The 19020-nt window shown below is 56.3% G+C and carries 13 protein-coding genes; all 13 read left to right on the top strand.

What is annotated here, in order from left to right; translation table 11 throughout:
• Positions 1 to 69 precede the first annotated feature (69 nt).
• Complete coding sequence (gene tssB, locus FCN45_RS11600) at positions 70 to 567, top strand: type VI secretion system contractile sheath small subunit (RefSeq protein WP_101764057.1); 498 nt, start codon at positions 70 to 72, stop codon at positions 565 to 567.
• Positions 568 to 596: 29 nt separating this feature from the next.
• Positions 597 to 2144: a type VI secretion system contractile sheath large subunit gene (gene tssC, locus FCN45_RS11595; RefSeq protein ID WP_137386018.1), complete on the top strand. Its 1548-nt coding sequence runs from the start codon at positions 597 to 599 to the stop codon at positions 2142 to 2144.
• Between the two features lie 14 nt (positions 2145 to 2158).
• Positions 2159 to 3499 (top strand): type VI secretion system baseplate subunit TssK, encoded by a 1341-nt coding sequence (gene tssK, locus FCN45_RS11590; RefSeq protein WP_137386017.1) that lies wholly within the window; start codon positions 2159 to 2161, stop codon positions 3497 to 3499.
• Positions 3496 to 4170, top strand: coding sequence for a type VI secretion system protein TssL, short form (gene tssL / locus FCN45_RS11585; RefSeq protein WP_137386016.1), 675 nt, complete (start codon positions 3496 to 3498; stop codon positions 4168 to 4170). The genes tssK and tssL overlap by 4 nt, the downstream gene beginning before the upstream one ends.
• The gene (locus FCN45_RS11580; protein WP_137386015.1) at positions 4167 to 5858 is read left to right on the top strand and encodes an OmpA family protein; all 1692 of its coding nucleotides are present in this window, start codon (positions 4167 to 4169) and stop codon (positions 5856 to 5858) included. Before tssL ends, FCN45_RS11580 begins: the two co-directional genes overlap by 4 nt.
• Before the next feature lie 4 nt (positions 5859 to 5862).
• Entirely contained in the window at positions 5863 to 6354 is a 492-nt protein-coding gene (gene hcp, locus FCN45_RS11575; protein ID WP_064741351.1) for a type VI secretion system effector Hcp, read from the top strand.
• A 383-nt stretch (positions 6355 to 6737) separates the two neighbouring features.
• On the top strand, positions 6738 to 9341 hold the full coding sequence (gene tssH, locus FCN45_RS11570) for a type VI secretion system ATPase TssH (RefSeq protein WP_137386014.1): 2604 nt from the start codon (positions 6738 to 6740) through the stop codon (positions 9339 to 9341).
• 35 nt (positions 9342 to 9376) lie between these two features.
• Positions 9377 to 9814 carry an inner membrane protein YiaA gene (yiaA, locus tag FCN45_RS11565; RefSeq protein WP_101764063.1) on the top strand — a complete coding sequence of 146 codons (438 nt, stop codon included), beginning with the start codon at positions 9377 to 9379 and terminating at the stop codon, positions 9812 to 9814.
• Between the two features lie 79 nt (positions 9815 to 9893).
• Positions 9894 to 12389 carry a type VI secretion system Vgr family protein gene (locus tag FCN45_RS11560; RefSeq protein ID WP_137386013.1) on the top strand — a complete coding sequence of 832 codons (2496 nt, stop codon included), beginning with the start codon at positions 9894 to 9896 and terminating at the stop codon, positions 12387 to 12389.
• Between the two features lie 135 nt (positions 12390 to 12524).
• Positions 12525 to 13529, top strand: coding sequence for a hypothetical protein (locus FCN45_RS11555; RefSeq protein WP_137386012.1), 1005 nt, complete (start codon positions 12525 to 12527; stop codon positions 13527 to 13529).
• A gap of 4 nt (positions 13530 to 13533) precedes the next feature.
• Complete coding sequence (locus FCN45_RS11550) at positions 13534 to 15519, top strand: DUF3274 domain-containing protein (protein WP_246862524.1); 1986 nt, start codon at positions 13534 to 13536, stop codon at positions 15517 to 15519.
• 153 nt (positions 15520 to 15672) lie between these two features.
• The gene (locus tag FCN45_RS11545; protein ID WP_137386011.1) at positions 15673 to 18171 is read left to right on the top strand and encodes a type VI secretion system Vgr family protein; all 2499 of its coding nucleotides are present in this window, start codon (positions 15673 to 15675) and stop codon (positions 18169 to 18171) included.
• 15 nt (positions 18172 to 18186) lie between these two features.
• Complete coding sequence (locus tag FCN45_RS11540; RefSeq protein WP_137386010.1) at positions 18187 to 18939, top strand: hypothetical protein; 753 nt, start codon at positions 18187 to 18189, stop codon at positions 18937 to 18939.
• The last annotated feature ends 81 nt before the right edge of the window (positions 18940 to 19020 follow it).

The following is a 19020-nucleotide window of genomic DNA, read 5'->3' as shown; positions in this document are numbered from 1 at the left end:
TTCGCGCGGTAACACACAGGGAAAGTGTGCCTACGCGTGCTTTCCGCGCCATTTTTACAAGGAGTAAACATGAGCAACTCTTACCAGAATGAAATCCCTAAAGCCCGTATCAACCTCAAGCTAGACCTGCACACCGGTGGAGCGGCGAAGAAAACCGAGCTCCCTCTCAAGCTGCTGGTGACCGGCGATTTCAGTAACGGCGCGGAAGACCGCCCGCTGTCTGAACGCGAAAAAATCAACGTGAACAAAAACAACTTCAACAGCGTGCTGGCCGATATCGCGCCAGCGGTGTCATTTGCCGTGCCGAACACCCTGGCCGGTGACGGCAGCGAAGAGAACGTTCAGCTTAACTTCCGCGACATGAAGGACTTCGAGCCGGAGCAGGTTGCCCGCCAAATCCCTCAGCTGCGCGCCATGCTGGCGATGCGCAATCTGCTGCGCGACCTCAAATCCAACCTGCTGGATAACGTCACCTTCCGCAAAGAGCTGGAAGCCATCCTGAAAGACCCGGCACTCAGCGATGAACTGCGCAGCGAGCTGTCTGCGTTAGCCACCGATCAAGCCTGATCATCCCCGTAACGGACTATAGAGAGAGAATGCTGATGTCAGTTCAGAATGAAACCCATGCCAATGGTGCAACCACCGTGCTGGATCGCCCCGCTGCGGGCGGCATCTACGCGTCGCTGTTTGAAAAAATCAACCTCAATCCGGTGTCAGAGCTGAGTGATCTCAACGTCTGGCAGGACAATCAGGCGATGTCTGATGCCACTGCCGACGAGCGCGTGACAGCCGCGATGCAGGTATTCCTGACGCGCCTGAAAATCAGTGGTGCGAAAGTAGAGAAGCTGGATAAAAACCTGCTGGATCACCATATCGCCGAGCTGGACCGCCAGATTAGCCGCCAGCTCGATGCGGTGATGCACCATGATGAATTCCAGAAAGTGGAGTCGGCGTGGCGCGGCCTGAAGTCGCTGGTGGATAAAACCGACTTCCGCCAGAACGTGAAAATCGAAGTGCTGGACGTGTCGAAAGACGATCTGCGTCAGGATTTCGAAGATGCGCCAGAAATCATCCAGAGCGGCCTCTATCTGCAAACTTACGTCGCCGAATACGACACGCCGGGCGGCGAGCCGATTGGCGCGGTCATTTCTGCCTACGAATTCGATGCCTCGGCGCAGGACGTGGCGCTGCTGCGCAACCTGTCGAAAGTTGCGGCGTCAGCACACATGCCGTTTATCGGTTCGGTCGGCCCGCAGTTTTTCCTTAAAGAGTCGATGGAAGAAGTGGCGGCGATCAAAGACATCGGTAACTACTTTGACCGCGCCGAATACATCAAGTGGAAGTCGTTCCGCGACACCGACGACTCACGCTACATCGGCCTGACCATGCCGCGCGTACTCGGTCGTCTGCCGTACGGCCCGGACACCGTGCCGGTGCGCAGCTTCAACTACATCGAAGAAGTGAAAGGCCCGGATCACGACAAATACCTGTGGACCAATGCCTCGTTCGCCTTCGCCGCCAACATGGTGCAGAGCTTCATCAGCAACGGCTGGTGTGTGCAAATCCGTGGCCCGCAGGCCGGCGGTGCGGTGCAGGATCTGCCGATCCACCTGTACGATTTGGGCACCGGCAACCAGGTGAAAATCCCGTCTGAAGTGATGATCCCGGAAACCCGCGAATTCGAGTTCGCCAACCTCGGCTTTATCCCGCTGTCGTACTACAAGAACCGCGATTACGCCTGCTTCTTCTCGGCCAACTCAACGCAGAAACCGGCGCTGTATGACACCGCTGATGCGACGGCTAACAGCCGTATCAACGCACGTCTGCCGTACATCTTCCTGCTGTCGCGCATCGCGCACTACCTGAAGCTTATTCAGCGCGAAAACATCGGTACCACCAAAGACCGCCGCCTGCTGGAGCTGGAGCTCAACACCTGGGTGCGCACGCTGGTGACCGAGATGACCGATCCGGGCGACGAGCTGCAATCCTCGCACCCGCTGCGCGATGCGAAAGTGCTGGTGGAAGATATCGAGGACAACCCGGGCTTCTTCCGCGTTAAGCTGTTCGCCATCCCGCACTTCCAGGTGGAAGGCATGGACGTGAACCTGTCGCTGGTGTCGCAGATGCCGAAAGCTAAAGCGTAAGGCGGAACTCAGGGATGAAAACAGAACAACCACTCTGGGGCCGGGGCACGATGATCTCGCCCCAGCACTTTCAGCAGCAGTCCGCCTGGCAGGCGTGGCAAAGTGAATGCATCGCGCGCATGGGGCTTAATCAGCCGTGGGGCGTGTTGCAGGCGGAGTTTGAGCCGGAAGCGTTAAAGCGCGGACGTTTGCAACCGCGTCATCTCCATCTGCGCTTCAGTGACGGCACGCTGGTGGATACAAACAACGCCGATCCGCTGCCACCGACGCTGACGCTTGAGGCGGAGCAGAAGGAAGTGACGGTTGTTCTGGCGCTGCCGCAGCTGTACGCCAACGGCGGCAACTGCCTGCAGGAGAGCGACGTGGCGGAGCGTCCGGTACGATTCCGTCAGCGCTGGCGCGATATCCGCAACCTGTTCGGGGACGACACCCGGCAGGTTGCGGTATTGCAGCCTGAACTGACGCTACGTTATGCACATCAGGACAACAGCGACTGGCTGACCTGTCCGGTGGCGCGTCTGCAGCAGGATGCGCAGGGCGGTTGGGTGCTGGACAGCCAGTTTCTGCCGCCACTCCTGACCCTGCAATCCAGCCCGTGGCTGATGACGGCACTTGAACAACTGGTGACGCAGCTGCGTGCACGGCTGGTGCGTCTGATGGCGATGCGCCGCGAAAGCAACCAGCGCATGGCCGATTTTGCCGTTGCCGACGTATCGCTGTTCTGGCTGCTCAACGCGCTAAACAGCGCCGAGCCACTGCTGGCCGATTTTCAGCGTCATCCGCAAAGCCCGCCGGAACGGCTTTATCCCGAACTAGCGCGCTTGGCGGGTAGTCTACTGACGTTCTCGCTGGAGCATCAGGTGAGCGCCATTCCGGCTTACCGCCATGAAAATTTGAATGAGGTGTTCCCACAGCTGTTCAGCCTGCTCGGCACGCTGCTGGAAGCCAGCCTGCCGTCGCGCATGGTGGCAATCGACATGACGCACGACAGCCGTCTGCGTCAGTGGCAGGCGCGCCTCAACGATCCACGCCTGCGCGAGGAAGCCGATTTCTACCTGTCGGTGCGCTCGCCGCTGCCGGTGGCGCAGCTGCAGGAGCAGTTCCCGCGCCAGTGCAAAGTCGGCAGTCCGGATGACGTGACTGCGCTGGTGAACAGCTCGCAGCTCGGCATTCCGCTCAAGCCACTTAGCCACGTTCCTGCGGCGGTCCCGTTGCGACTGGAGAACCAGTATTTCTCGCTGGATCTGTCCCATCCGGCGGCACGCGCGATGCTCGAGAGCGGCAGCTGCGTGTTTTACGTCCCCGGCACGCTGGGTGACCCGGAACTGGAACTGTTTGCGGTGCTGAGATCATGAGTGCTGAAGCAAAAACTATCGATATTGATGCGCTGCTGCAGAACACCTGGCTGCAGGTGATCAGCCTGCGCCACGGCCCGCAGTTTGCCGAAGGCGAAGGGCTGGCGCTGTGGCAGCGCTGCGTGAATGACGCCGAACGCGTGCAGCTTACGCTGCGCAAGGCGGGCGTCAGCCGCGAAAGCTGTCACGACGTGCTGCTGGCGCAGTGCGCGCTGCTGGATGAGGCGGTGAAAGGGCGCGGCGTGCAGGATGATGCCTGCGTGCAGTGGTATCACATGCCGCTGCAGGGCCATTTTTTACAGACCATGGATGCGGGCGAAACCCTGTGCGACCGCATGCAGCAGGTGCTGGCGCAGCCGGAAGCCGATGAAATGGTGCTGACCTGTTTTCACCGCGTGATGATGCTGGGCTTTCTCGGCGGATATACCTCCATTGATGCACCCGCGCGCCAGCAACTGGTGAGCGCGCTGACTAAGCGCGTACCACCTTTCACGCGTGCGGCGGATGCGCCGTTGTTATCGCTGGCAAGCGGTGGGTTGCGCACGGGCTGGTTAAGCAGCTGGCCTGCACGTATTGGCCTGACCGCGCTTCTGCTGGCCGCGCTGTGGTGGGGACTGAATTACTGGCTCGATCACCTCATCACGACGCTGCTGCCCGGAGTCAAAGGATGACGACGTTGCTTCCACGCTTGCTGGTGCTCTGGATCTGGCTGCTTGTGGCGGTGCTGTGCACGCAGTTTCTGACCTTTACACGCAGCAGCGATTCAATCGTGCTGCTGGCGATACTGCTGCTGGCTGGCACGGTAACGTTTAGAGTGCTGCGCCACCGCAAGCATGTGACGAGTCAGGAATGGACTGATTTGCCCGATGTAGCTTATCGGCAGCCGGTGGTGCTTTGCTGCAATGCAAGTGGTCTGTCGGACGTGGAACCGGTACGCGTGTTGCCGCACGGCTGCTTTATTCACGTTGCCGATAGCAGCGAACTCCAGCACAACGTGCGTGAGTTGTTGCTGCAACGTCCCGACTGGGGCCGCCAGATTTCAATCTGCCTCAATATCAGTCCACAGCAACAGCAGGACAGCGCAGCGCTGGAAAATGCGCTGTTTGCTCTGCGCTGGCAAATTGCGTTACTGCGCCGTGAAACCCGTCAGTCGCTGCCGTTGCTGCTTAACATCAGCGTTGCCGGTGAGATGACGCAGTGCGCTGCACCGCTTTGGCAGGTTCAGCTGGCGGGCAATCCTGCGCAAATCTGGCTGGATGACAACTCGCCGCGTGGCACCAGCGAATGGCTGCAGTCGGGTGGCAGCGTGGCGATGCAGCAGCAGGTCCTGCTCAACTCGCTGGATGCATGGGCGCGTCAACATGTGCTGCGCGTGCTGACGGAGGCGCACAGTGATGTCGCCGCCGTGATACCCGCCGCCTATGTATTGCAGCTGCAACCCGCTACGCCGGGCGCCAGCAATGACTCTCTGTGGTGCGCCTGGCTGAGGCAGCACACCACTATCCGCAGTGCCGGTACCGCAGCGAACATAGCCGTCATCCTGCCTGACTTTATCCTTCCGCTGCTTCCAGAAGGCCGTGGCCTGACGCCGCGCATCCGCGCATTGCGCACGGCGATCACGGCCTTCGCCGTTGCCGCAGTCATCGCACTCTGTGCGGTGGCCTGGAACAACCAGTCGCTAATCCATCGCATCGTATTCGACCTCGAACACTACAACCGCATTGCTATGACCGACTACGCGCCGAAGCTCGCTGCTGTGCAGGTGCTGCGCGAGGACGCGAGTCAGCTCGACAACTATGCGCGTCAGGGCGCGCCGCTGCGCCTGAGTCTGGGGCTCTATCAGGGCGGGCATCTGCATCTGCCGGTGCTGCACGCCATTAGTACCTGGATACCGGAACCTAAGCCAAAACCTGCGCCAAAGCCGAAACCACAACCCACGCTGGTACGGCTGGACGCGATGTCGCTGTTCGATTCCGGCAAATCCGATCTGAAAACAGGCTCGACCAAAGTGATGGTAAACGCGCTGGTCACCATCAAAGCGCGCGCGGGCTGGCTGATTGTGGTCGCGGGTTATACCGACGATACCGGCAATCCGGCGCTGAACCAGCGGCTGTCGCTGAAGCGCGCCGAAGCCGTGCGCGACTGGATGCGCGACACCGGCGACGTTGACGAAAGCTGCTTCGCGGTGCAGGGCTTCGGTCAGAGTCGCCCGATTGAAAGCAACGACACGCCGGAAGGCCGCGCGGTCAACCGGCGGGTAGAAATCAGTCTGGTGCCGCAGGCCGACGCCTGCCAGGCAGCGGACGCAATCCCTCCGTCATCACAGGATGGTGACGGCAATCATGAAGAAAAGGAGTAACAACATGGCAATTCCGGTTTATCTGTGGCTGAAGGACGACGGCGGTGCGGACATCAAGGGCTCGGTGGACGTGCAGGACCGTGAAGGCAGCATCGAAGTGGTGGCACAGCAACACAACCTGTACATCCCGACCGACAACAACACCGGCAAGCTGACCGGCACGCGCATTCACACGCCGTTCCTGTTCACCAAGGAAATCGACTCGTCCAGCCCGTACCTCTACAAAGCGGTTACCACCGGCCAGACGCTGAAGTCTGCCGAGTTCAAGTGGTATCGCATCAGCGACGCCGGCCAGGAAGTGGAGTACTTCAACACCAAGCTGGAAAACGTGAAGGTGGTGAAGGTCAATCCGGTGATGCACGACGTTAAGGACCCGTCGAAAGAGAAACACAACCATCTGGAGCAGATTGAGCTGCGCTACGAAAAAATCACCTGGACCTACAAAGACGGCAACATTATTCATTCCGATTCGTGGAACGAACGCGCCACCGCCTGATTACGCGTCATATTTCGCGCCGCAGGTGCGTTGGCTGCGCTCGCGCATCCCGGTCACTTACTTATGTAAGCTCCCGGGGCTGCACTCGCTTGCCGCCTTCCTGCGACATGAACTATTTAGCGTAATCCCTCCGCCGGGCTGTTTTTTTGCAGCCCGGTGGATGCTGGCAACAGGGATTGCAGGGCGCACATTCTGTAGCTGCGCAATTCATTGCGCGGTGTTGACCTTCAAAAATAACTGACGCTATGCGACCAGGCCAGATGCCTGGTGATTCCATCCGAAGCGGGTGAAATCACAAGTCATTTCCCATTTTTCCTGCTGCCTTATGCGCTTTGGTTCACGGCGACGGGCGGTAGCGTGCCCCCAATCAGGAGAATTTTGCTATGGACAGTCAGTCAGCCGCTTTACTGCGTCGCCTCAACCCGTTCTGCGCGCAGGCGCTGGAAGCCGCTGCGTCGCTATGCCAGACCCGCGCCCACGCTGAAATCCAGCCGGAGCACTGGTTGCTCAAGTTGCTCGAGCAGGGCGAGGGCGACATCACGGTGATTGCCCGCCGCTATGAATGGGACATGGATGTCATCTGGCAGGATTTGCTGGCGTTTCTCGACCGCCAGCCACGCGCGGTGCGAGGGCGTCCGCAGCTTTCTTCTTCGCTGGAAGCGCTGCTGAAGCAGGCGTGGCTAATGGCCTCCGCATCTGATAATTCCCCGCAAATTCGCAGCATGCATCTGCTGATGGCGCTGTCCGAGCAGCCAAAACTTGCACAGTGCGAAGGTCTGTGGCCGCTGCTGAGCCTGCGCATGAGCCAGCTTGAGCGTTTACAGCCGATGCTGGAAGCGCAGTCCGACGAGCGTGCCGAAGCGGAGCAGCCGGAGATGCCGGTCAGCACCCTCGAACAATCCGCCACCGCAGGCGAAAGCAAAACACCATCAACCGAAGCGCTTGCCCGCTTCACCCGCGACGTTACCGCTGACGCACGCAGCGGCAAAATCGATCCGGTATTTGGCCGTGACAATGAAATCCGCCAGATGGTCGATATCCTGTCGCGCCGCCGCAAGAACAACCCGATTCTGGTCGGCGAGCCGGGCGTCGGCAAAACCGCGCTGGTGGAAGGGCTGGCGCTGCGCATTGCCGAAGGCAACGTGCCGGACAGTTTGAAGCCCGTGAGCGTGCACACGCTGGACCTCGGCATGCTGCAGGCGGGCGCGGGCGTGAAGGGTGAATTCGAGCAGCGCCTGAAAAACATCATCACCGAGGTACAGAATGCGCCGAATCCGGTGCTGCTGTTTATCGACGAAGCGCACACCATCATCGGCGCGGGCAATTCAGCGGGCGGCGCGGACGCGGCCAACCTGCTGAAACCGGCGCTGGCGCGCGGCGAACTGCGCACCATCGCGGCCACCACGTGGAGCGAGTACAAACAGTATTTTGAGAAGGACGCCGCGCTGGAGCGCCGCTTCCAGATGGTGAAAGTGGACGAGCCGGACGACGACACCGCGTGCCTGATGCTGCGCGGCCTCAAGTCGCGCTACGCCGACCATCACGGCGTACATATCACCGACGCGGCGGTGCGCGCCGCCGTCACGCTGTCGCGCCGCTACCTCACCGGACGCCAGCTGCCGAACAAGGCGGTTGACCTGCTCGACACCGCCGCCGCGCGCGTGCGCATGGGCCAGGACACGGTGCCGGAAGCCATCACCCGCCTGCGTGCGAAGCTCGATGCGCTGAACATCGAGCAGCGCGCCATCCTCGACGACGAAGCGCTGGGCGGCGCGGTGTCACAGGAACGGCTGGCAGAAATCGCCGGTCTGATTGCGGTAACCGATGAAGAGCTGGAGGCGCTGGAACAGCGCTACGGCATTGTGCAGTCGCTGATGCAAGAGCTGCTGGAAGGGCGCAAAGACGCCAGCCAGCGCGGCGCCATCGCACAGCTCCAGACCGACCTCGACGCGCTGCAGCCCGGCGAACCGCTGCTCACCGCCGATGTTGACGCGCGCATCGTGGCGGGCGTGATTGCCGACTGGACCGGCGTGCCACTCTCCTCATTAATGAAGGACGAGCAGGCCGAACTGCTGGCGCTGGAAAACCAGCTCGCCACGCGCGTGGTGGGACAGGACGCGGCGCTCAATGCCATCGCCCGGCGCCTGCGCGCCTCGAAAACCGGGCTCACCTCCGAAAACGGTCCGCAGGGCGTGTTCCTGCTGGTCGGCACCAGCGGCACCGGCAAAACCGAAACCGCGCTGGCGCTGGCTGATTTGCTGTACGGCGGTGAGAAATCATTAATCACCATCAACCTCAGCGAATATCAGGAAGCGCACACCGTTTCCCAGCTGAAAGGCTCGCCGCCGGGCTACGTCGGTTACGGCCAGGGCGGCATCCTCACCCAAGCGGTGCGCAAGCGTCCGTATAGCGTGGTGCTGCTCGACGAGGTGGAAAAAGCGCACCGTGACGTGATTAACCTGTTCTATCAGGTATTTGACCGTGGATTTATGCGCGATGGCGAAGGGCGCGAAATCGACTTCCGCAACACCGTGATTCTGATGACCTCGAACCTCGGCAGCGATCAGTTGATGCAGCTGCTGGAAGAAATGCCCGAAGCAGCCGAATCCGACCTTCAGGAGTGCCTGCGCCCGATCCTGCGCGATCACTTCCAGCCCGCGCTGATGGCGCGCTTCCAGACGGTGATTTACCGCCCGCTGGCGCGCGAGGCGATGCGAATCATCGTGGAGATGAAGCTGAAGCAGGTCAGCAAACGGCTGCAACGCCATTACGGCATCCGCACCACCATCGGCGACGGCCTGTACGACATGCTTACAGACGCCTGCCTGCTGCCGGACACCGGCGCGCGCAACGTCGACAGCCTGCTGAATCAGCAAATCCTGCCGGTGCTGAGCCAGATGATTCTGCAGCACCGCGCCAGCGGTACTTTGAGCAACAGCCTGACGCTGGACACTAATGATGAAGGCGAAGTGAGCTTTATCTTCTGAACATGTGACGTTCTTTTTAATAACAAGGAGTGTGTATGAAAACCCAGAATATCCCCGTTTCACCTGCGTTTATTGCGATTTCCTGGATTGCCATGCTCGGCGGCACGCTGGTTTACTTGGCGGGTCTGTGGCGCGCGGAGATGCATCTTAATGAAAAAGGCTATTACTTCGCGGTGCTGATCCTTGGACTGTTCACGGCGGTTTCGCTGCAAAAAACCGTACGCGACCGTCTGGAAGGCATCCCGACCACGCAGCTTTACCACATGGTTTGCCTGCTGGCCTTCACTATTGCCGTGGTGTTGCTGGTTGCTGGGCTGTGGAATGCAACGCTAATGCCAAGCGAAAAAGGTTTTTACGGCGTGTCATTTTTCATGGCGTTATTCGGTGCTGTAGCGGTACAGAAAAACACCCGTGACGGTATGCACAGCGTGACTGAAAACGCTACTGAGGAAAGCCAGGAACCTCAGGCCTGACATTTACCTAATATTCCCGCAGCCGCTTTAGGCGCGAGAGAAAGTTAATGTCAGAACAGCGAATTAAAAGGATTTAATCATGACAGATACGACCATTACCCTGTTCAGCCACAGCCATCACCGGCTGAAGGTCACGGACAGCGCCTCACCGCTTGACGTGTTGAGCTTCGAAGGCACAGAGGCGCTGAGCGCGCCGTTCAGCTGGAAAATTATCTTCACCAGCGTGGATAAAAATATCAACCGCAAAGCGATGCTGATGAAAACCGCGTCGCTGACGTTGCAGGCCTCGCCGCAGAGCCTCAGCGACTTGCTGAAAAAAAATGAACCGCTGCGCGTAGTGCAGGGCGTGGTCACCGGCTTTGATACGCTCGGCGTGTCGGCTGACGAAGCGCGCTACGCCATCACGCTGCAGCCGCGCCTGGCGCTGCTGGCGCGTACGCGGCAGAACGCCATCTGGCAGGATGCGTCGGTGCCGCAGATTGTCGAATCCATCCTGCGCGACCGTCACGGCATGCGCGGTCAGGACTTCGTGTTCAGCCTCAGCCGAGACTATCCGAAGCGCGAGCAGGTGATGCAGTTTGACGAAGACGACCTGCGCTTCGTCTCGCGCCTGCTGGCGGAGGTGGGCATCTGGTTCCGCTTCACTACCGACACGCGCCTTAACATCGACGTGGTGGAATTTTACGACGGCCCGCAGGGCTACCAGACCGGCCTGACGCTGCCCGCCGTGCCGCCGTCCGGCCTGCACGATAACGGCGTGGAGTCGGTGTGGGCGATGGAAAGCCGCTTCCGCGTGGTGGAGAAAACCGTCAGCACCCGCGACTACAACTACCGCGACGCCACTGCCGACATGAACGCGCAGGCCGACGTCACCGGCGGCGACGACACCACCTACGGCGAAGCCTATCACTGGGCGGATAACTACCTGCAGGCGGGCGAGGCGTACAGTGCGACTCCCGCCACCGAAAGCGGCGCGTTCTACGCCCGATTGCGCCACGAGCGCTACCTCAACGGGCAGACGCGGCTCAGCGCCAAATCCAGCTGTGCCTCGCTGATGCCCGGCGTGGTGGTGCGCGCCAGCGGCGGCGACAACGTTGCTGAAGTATTTCGCAGCGGCGTGGTTATCACCTCGCTGCTGTGCCGCGCGGCGCGCGACAGCAGCATGGAAACCCTGTTTCAGGGCATCCCGGCAGAAGGCCGCTATAGCTACCGCCCGGAACCGGCACCGCGTCCGGTGATGGCGGGCACCTTGCCGGCGCGCGTCACCAGCACCACCACCAACGACACTTATGGGCATATTGACCGTGATGGACGTTATCGCGTCAGCATGCTGTTTGACCGCGCGGGCTGGGAAAGCGGGCATGAAAGCCTGTGGGTGCGCCAGTCGCGCCCGTTCGCCGGCGACACCTACGGCCTGCACCTGCCGCTGCTGGCGGGCACCGAGGTGGCGATTGGCTTCGAGCACGGCAACCCGGACCGCCCGTACATCGCGGGCGTGCTGCATGATTCATCCCATGCGGACCACGTCACCATCCGCAACTACAGGCGCAACGTGCTGCGCACGCCGTCGAACAACAAGCTGCGCCTCGACGACACGCGTGGCCAGGAGCACATCAAGCTCAGCACCGAATACGGCGGTAAAAGTCAGCTCAACCTCGGTCATCTGGTGGATGGTGAAAGGCAGGCTCGCGGTGATGGCTTCGAGCTGCGCACCGACAGCTGGGGCGCCATTCGCGCGAACAAAGGGCTGTTTATCAGCGCGGACGGGCAGGCAGGTGCGCGGGGTAAGCAGAAGGAGATGCAGCCGGTGCTGTCGCGCCTGTCCGCCGCGCTGACGGAAATGCAGTCGCTGGCGGCCAGCGCGCAGCAGGCACAGGCGCTGGCGGCGGACGTGGCGCGTCAGCAGGGGCTGCTGCAGAAAAAGATAGAAGGCATGCAGCAGGAAGTGCTGCTGGGCAGCGCGCCGCAGGGCGTGGCGCTGGTGAGCGGCGGGGATATGCAGCTGTCGGCGCAGGATAACCTGACGCTGACCGCCGGAAAGCAGATGGACCTGGGCGCGCAGAAAGACCTGACCGTGGCGGCAGGCAAACAAATCAGCCTCTACAGCCGAGAGGGCGCGAAGCTGTTTACTTCCCGGGGCGATATCGACGTGCAGGCGCAGGGCGGAAACGTGACGACCTGGTCAACGCAGGACACGCATATTTCGAGCGGCAGGAAGCTGGTCGTGACGGCGCAGGATGAGCTGACGCTGATTTGTGGCGGCGGTTATATAAAGCTGAAAGGCGGCAACGTGGAGATTGGCGGACCGGGTAAGCTGCTGGTTAAGAACGCGGGTATCAGTAAGGCGGGTGCAGCAAATATGCAGAGCGTGATGAAGTCGTTTGAGCCGGGAAGTTTTGATGAGAAATTCATTATCAGGAATGCGCTAACGAAAGAACCAATTGTAAACCGGGCATATTCAGTATCAATGCCTGATGGTTCAGTGATTAAAGGTATTACGGATATGTACGGGGCGACTTCGTTACATTCATCAGAGGTTGTTGATGACATGATTATAAGTTTATCAAAAAAGTGATTTTAAATAATAGTAAAAGGATGTAATTGCCCTGTGTACTCTGTGTCAGTAATGTTTTTAATCTGATAGTGTCGATGTTATTTAAAGATATGTGAGATGGAATGTCACGATAGCTAACTAAAGGATGGATTAATTATGGCGTTAAGTAAAAAAAATAAAATGTGGCTGTGGGGTATTTGCATTGGTTCAGTAGTGCTTTTTTCTGTTTACAAAGTCTTGCAGTTATTGACGGGATTGACGATTGGGGGAAGTTTTGGTGTGGGTCTGGGTGGCATGAGCGGTGAGCAGAAAGTGGAAGTTCCCCGGATGGTAAAAACTGACGCACCGCCTCAGGTTATTTATCGCATTGATCAACACCGTTTTCTGACTCTGGAGAACTATATTTCATGCGATAAAGGTGGTCAGGCTTATTACAATGATACGAATAAAGGAATAAAAACCTATCTGGGTGAAGAGCCGGGTAATGAAGAATGGCGCTACAACCGTGGTAATGATCTTCTGGCTTATCAGGGTGAGATCACTAATGCTGCAACCAGTGGGGAATTAGCTTTCGGCGTGGCCGATTCCAGAAGTCGCTGTGGCAGCGGAAATTCATCAGGCGCATGTCCTGTCAGTTTTATTTATTCCAGTGATTATGGTAAAACTTTTGAAATTATTACTCAGCGATCGCCTATGACTAGTAATGGAAATTACTCACACTTATATTCTTTTACGATGTTGAATCATGAATACTATCTTAAAGATAGTGATGAGTATGAAGAAAAAGCCGTTGTTCGCGTGCGTATAGAAAATGGAAACTTTATAAGTTCCCGGGTTGAACGAGAGCGGGAGTATATCAGAAGGTATAAGGAAGAGTTAACAAAGCGAGGGTTCTATTGGGGTGAGGATAAAGGAATCGATTATTACCCATCTGAATATAGACGTACGGATGAGTATAAAAAAAATAAAACCTATAGGGAGCTAGTTAACGATGATGTTGTTTTTGGCGATGCTTCTTTAGCTGCACAAGCAGCAATGAGAAAAAATATAATTAGTATGCCAGAATTAAAAGGTGAGTTCGGTAATAACAAATACCATTGCGACAGCATGATAACTGCAAAAAAAGTAGTGTATTTTAACTCAAGTGATAATCAAGGTTAAGATAATGAAAAACAACAATGACCCTTTAAGATCGCTTGAGACTGTCCTTGATGATAATGGGCAACCCTCATGGCGCTCATTTCCTTCACATAAAAATATTCAGGTTCGTGGTGCCTGTGATTTACCACCGCACCTGCCTGGTTTGGTTATTTTTGTCCATGGGGTTAATTCGACTGGAGAATGGTATCAGCTAGCTGAGCGCCACTTATGTAAAGGGCTGAACCAACGGCTTGGTCTTGATGGGACTGATTATAAACTGAGTGAAAACATTTATGACACTGATGGCGTTATCAAAACAGATTCCAGAGGCAGAGAAAGTGTTAAACAAAATTGGCCATTAAAAAAACGTGAAACAGGTCCTAAAATAATGGGTAACTCTCCCATCATCCGATTCTATTGGGGGTATGCTTCTCCTGTGGGAGAAGAGGATAAGTATGTTATCCCTTTGGCGAACATTGAAGGTTATGATTATTACCAGATGAAGCGTGAGGGGAAGACGGCAGACGAAATAAAAAGTAAAGGTCCATATATCTGGGGAGGTGGTCCTTTCCAAAATGGTACCAATAACCTGCACTCATTATGGAGTGATAAAGGCTTCAATGAAGACTTTGCTGGAATTTACGGTGCAAAAGTTCAATATGTGAATGCAGATATAGACCGTCTCCTTTCCAATGCGCCATCCAAAAAATATTATGCACATGCGGCTAAGCGTTTGGCCGATTTATTGAATATGATCCGGAAAAAATATCCAAAAGATACTGTAAGTATTATTTCTCACAGTCAGGGAACGATGATTTCACTCGCTGCTGCAGCTTTGGCTGATAAAGGTCCGGATGCGCTTTTTATTCTTAATTCACCCTACGCAATGGACAATAATATTATGAGTATTGTCTCTTCACCTGCTGATGAACGTATCACGCCTAAAGGTAGGGAAAGCACACTTTCGGCTATTGTCGAAAAAGTTGCGCTACAAGCAACCCATCTTTCATCGCAGGGATATGAAGGGCTGTGCGTTGGGCAGACAAGCGAAAAAAAGAACTGGCGGCCAGATAGCACAATTGCAGTTTCAACACATGATGGAGGCATGATACCCGAGAGAGATAATCATGGTCGTACCTGGATCTATTTTTGCCCGCATGACCGTGTCATGGGATCTGCACCTCTACGTTCTGTTGGATGGCAGGGGCTACCGAATGATAAAAATAATAGTCCGCATCCGCTTCTAATTCGGCACAAAGGAAAACTATTCCAACGCATGTTAGCGCGTAATACGGGGTGTGGGGAGTCTCCAGATCAAAAAGCTCCCTTCGGCCGTCTTTCGGATGGAAAATCATTTTGGGATGATAAAGGCGATAAATATGCCAGCAGTAGCATTGCATATCCTGATCCGCCTATCGACCAGACAGTTTTTATCAATGGAGAAAAGGTTCCTGAACCGATCAAGGCAAATGAACTTGACGACTTTGATGATACCCGCGTGGGACTGGAACATACATCAGAACAAAAAGATGGTTGGGGCGAAATCAATCCTAAAACAGGAGCAAAAAATGACAATACTTATGACAATTTTATTGGCCTCTACCCAGACCAGGATGTGATCATCAATGTTGAATATGTGACCAGTGGCTTTGTCCGCACCCAAATCAAAGAAACCCGAAAGGAGACCTTTGAAGAAAAAGATGCACGATTGCGTACTTATGTTTCTCAGCCAACCGATCATAGCACGCTGCCAAGTAGCGATATTTTTATGCGCCGTATAGTGGCTTATGACCTGCCAGTTGGTTATTGCGATGCCAGTTGGGATAAAGCCTTTATGTCTGATCTACGCCGTTTTGCCGACTGGACCCAGGGAGGCGACAGTTACATTAATACAGGCATCCCCGATGATGTAATTGAGCCCGCTGAAATTAGCCGTGAAAGCATACCTCAGCCACGAAATGGTTATCGGGATGCTTTTCAGGCAGCCCAAATAGTAGATGGCAAAAGTTAATCTTGCTGGACCCAAGTTGATTCTATCCATTTTAATAATTATTTTGGCTTCAATTGGAAATCTGGCGCTAAGTATAAATAAAAAAAGTGAAATGATTTTTTTTGTTCTAAAGAACGAAAGCTTTTTTACGTGGCGAATTAAAAGGATTTAATCATGACAGATACGGGCATTACCCTGTTCAGCCACAGCCATCACCTGCTGAAGGTCACGGACAATACATCCCCGCTGGACGTACTGAGCTTCGAAGGCGAGGAGTCGCTGAGCGCGCCATTCAGCTGGAAAATTATCTTTACCAGCACTGACAAGCACATCAGCCGCGAAGCGATGCTGATGAAAACCGCGTCGCTGACGCTGCAGGCCTCGCCGCAGAGCCTCAGCGACGCGCTGAAAAAAAATGAACCGCTGCGCGTGGTGCAGGGCGTGGTGACCGGCTTCGACATGCTCGGCGTGTCGGCTGACGAAGCGCGCTACGCCATCACGCTGCAGCCGCGCCTGGCGTTGCTTTCGCGCACCCGGCAGAACGCCATCTGGCAGGACATGTCGGTGCCGCAGATTGTCGAATCCATCCTGCGCGACCGTCACGGCATGCGCGGTCAGGACTTCGTGTTCAGCCTCAGCCGAGACTATCCGAAGCGCGAGCAGGTGATGCAGTTTGACGAAGACGACCTGCGCTTCGTCTCGCGCCTGCTGGCGGAGGTCGGCATCTGGTTCCGCTTCACCACCGACACGCGCCTCAACATCGACGTGGTGGAATTCTACGACGGCCCGCAGGGCTATGAAACCGGCCTGACGCTGCCCGCCGTGCCGCCGTCCGGCCTGCACGACAGCGGCGTGGAGTCGGTGTGGGCGATGGAAAGCCGCTTCCGCGTGGTGGAGAAAACCGTCAGCACCCGCGACTACAACTACCGCGACGCCACCGCCGACATGAACGCGCAGGCCGACGTCACCGGCGGCGACGACACCACCTGTGGCGAAGCCTATCACTGGGCGGATAACTACCTGCAGGCGGGCGAGGCGTACAGCGCGAATCCCGCGACGGAAAGCGGCGCGTTCTACGCCCGGCTGCGCCACGAGCGCTATCTCAACGGCCAGACGCGGCTCAGCGCCAAATCCAGCAGCGCGACGCTGATGCCCGGCGTGGTGGTGCGCGCCAGCGGCAGCAACGCGGCGGAGGTGTTCCGCAGCGGCGTGGTCATCACCTCGCTGGTCTGCCGCGCGGCGCGCGACAGCAGCATGGAAACCCTGTTTCAGGGCATCCCGGCAGAAGGCCGCTATAGCTACCGCCCTGAACCGGCGCCGCGCCCGGTGATGGCGGGCACCTTGCCGGCGCGCATCACCAGCACCACCACCAACGACACTTACGGCCACATCGACCGCGACGGACGCTATCGCGTCAATATGCTGTTTGACCGCGCGGGCTGGGAAAGCGGGCATGAGAGCCTGTGGGTGCGCCAGTCGCGCCCGTTCGCCGGCGACACCTACGGCCTGCACCTGCCACTGCTTGCCGGAACCGAGGTGGCGATTGGCTTTGAGCACGGCAACCCGGACCGTCCGTACATTGCGGGCGTGCTGCACGACTCATCCCGCGCCGACCACGTCACCATCCGCAACTACAGGCGCAACGTGCTGCGCACGCCGTCGAACAACAAACTGCGCCTCGACGACACGCGCGGTCAGGAGCACATCAAGCTCAGCACCGAGTACGGCGGCAAAAGCCAGCTGAATCTCGGACATCTGGTCGACGGTGAACGCCAGCCGCGCGGCGAAGGCTTCGAGCTGCGCACCGACAGCTGGGGCGCCATTCGCGCGAGCAAAGGGCTGTTTATCAGCGCGGACGGCCAGTCCGGTGCGCGGGGTAAGCAGAGGGACATGCAGCCGGTGTTGTCACGCCTGTCCGCCGCGCTGAAGGAAATGCAGTCGCTGGCGGCCAGCGCGCAGCAGGCACAGGCGCTGGCGGCGGACGTGGCGCGTCAGCAGGCGCTGCTGCAGAAAAAGATAGAAGACATGCAGCAGGAAGTGCTGCTGGGCAGCGCGCCGCAGGGCGTGGCGCTGGTGAGCGGCGGGGATATGCAGCTGTCGGCGCAGGATAACCTGACGCTGACCGCCGGAAAGCAGATGGACCTGGGCGCGCAGAAGGACCTTACCGTGGCGGCAGGCAAACAAATCAGCCTGTACAGCCGCGAGGGCGCGAAGCTGTTCACTTCCCGGGGCGATATCGACGTGCAGGCGCAGGGCGGAAACGTGACGACCTGGTCAACGCAGGACACGCATATTTCGAGCGGCAGGAAGCTGGTCGTGACGGCGCAGGATGAGCTGACGCTGATTTGTGGCGGCGGTTATATAAAGCTGAAAGGCGGCAACGTGGAGATTGGCGGACCGGGCAGGCTGCTGGTTAAAAACGCAGGTATCAGTAAGGCTGGAGCAGCAAATATGCAGAGCGTGATGAAGTCATTTTCACCAGAAACTTTTGATGAAAAGTTTGTCGTCACAAATGCGTTAACAGGTCATCCGATAGCCAACCTGCCTTACCGCATCACCATGCCGGGAGGTAAGGTGATTGAGGGTGTTACTTCTGCTTCTGGCGAGACAGAACTAGCTCAATCTGAAATTGTTGACGATATGATCCTGACATTTAATCCGGCATTAAAATAACATCGGGGTATTACAATGGTTAATACTGAAAGTAAAACTATGAGCAGAAGAAAGAAAATAACATTAGCTATATTAATTTCTCTAGCAGTTGTTATGGTTGTTGTCTGGAATTTTGTATTACCTATGATAGCAGCTACTGTAGGTGGAAGTTTTGGTTATGGCTTTCCAAGTGGTTCTGGCGGTCGGGCTATCAGGAGTGTTGAGATCGATGTTGATCCGCAAGTTGTCTATCGCATAGATGATCATCGTTTTTTCACCTTTGAAAATTATGTGAGTTGTAGCAGTGGTGGATTTGTATATTACAATGACACAAATAAAAGAATTAAGAAGCTCGCTGGAATAGAGGGCAGTGATAAAAAACTTCAGAATGAGGTTTCTATCAGTGAGCGTAATGATGTTTTATCTTTTATTGGTAAATTTATCTACTCTGCTGGAGATAATATCATTGCATATCCTACTAGGAATATTAACTATAAGCATGGTAATTCTACTCACTTTATATCTTTTCAGGATGTAAATGACTCATCAAAGGATTCCTTTATGAAAGTTGCTGGTCCAAATATTTCCATCATAGTCATGAGTGATTCTGTACTTACTAAAACAAGTATTTTGAGTGAGTTTTACTACAGTCATAAGGCGCCATTAAATTCAGGTGATTATAATTTTATCAATGATGACGACTTAGTATTGAATAGTGCGTCAATAGATGATCGTTTTCATTGTAATGAAAGTATCAAACCTAGAAAAATAAAGTATATTTCTAACTGACAGGATGTTCACTAATATGAAGAATGGAAAAGAACCAACGCGAGATGTTGCTTGTTTTTTTAGTGATAACGGGAGTCCTCA

Origin of the sequence: Pantoea sp. SO10, assembly GCF_005281435.1 — a bacterium.
Lineage (GTDB): Bacteria > Pseudomonadota > Gammaproteobacteria > Enterobacterales > Enterobacteriaceae > Pantoea > Pantoea leporis.
This window is presented reverse-complemented; position numbering and strand designations above follow the sequence as displayed.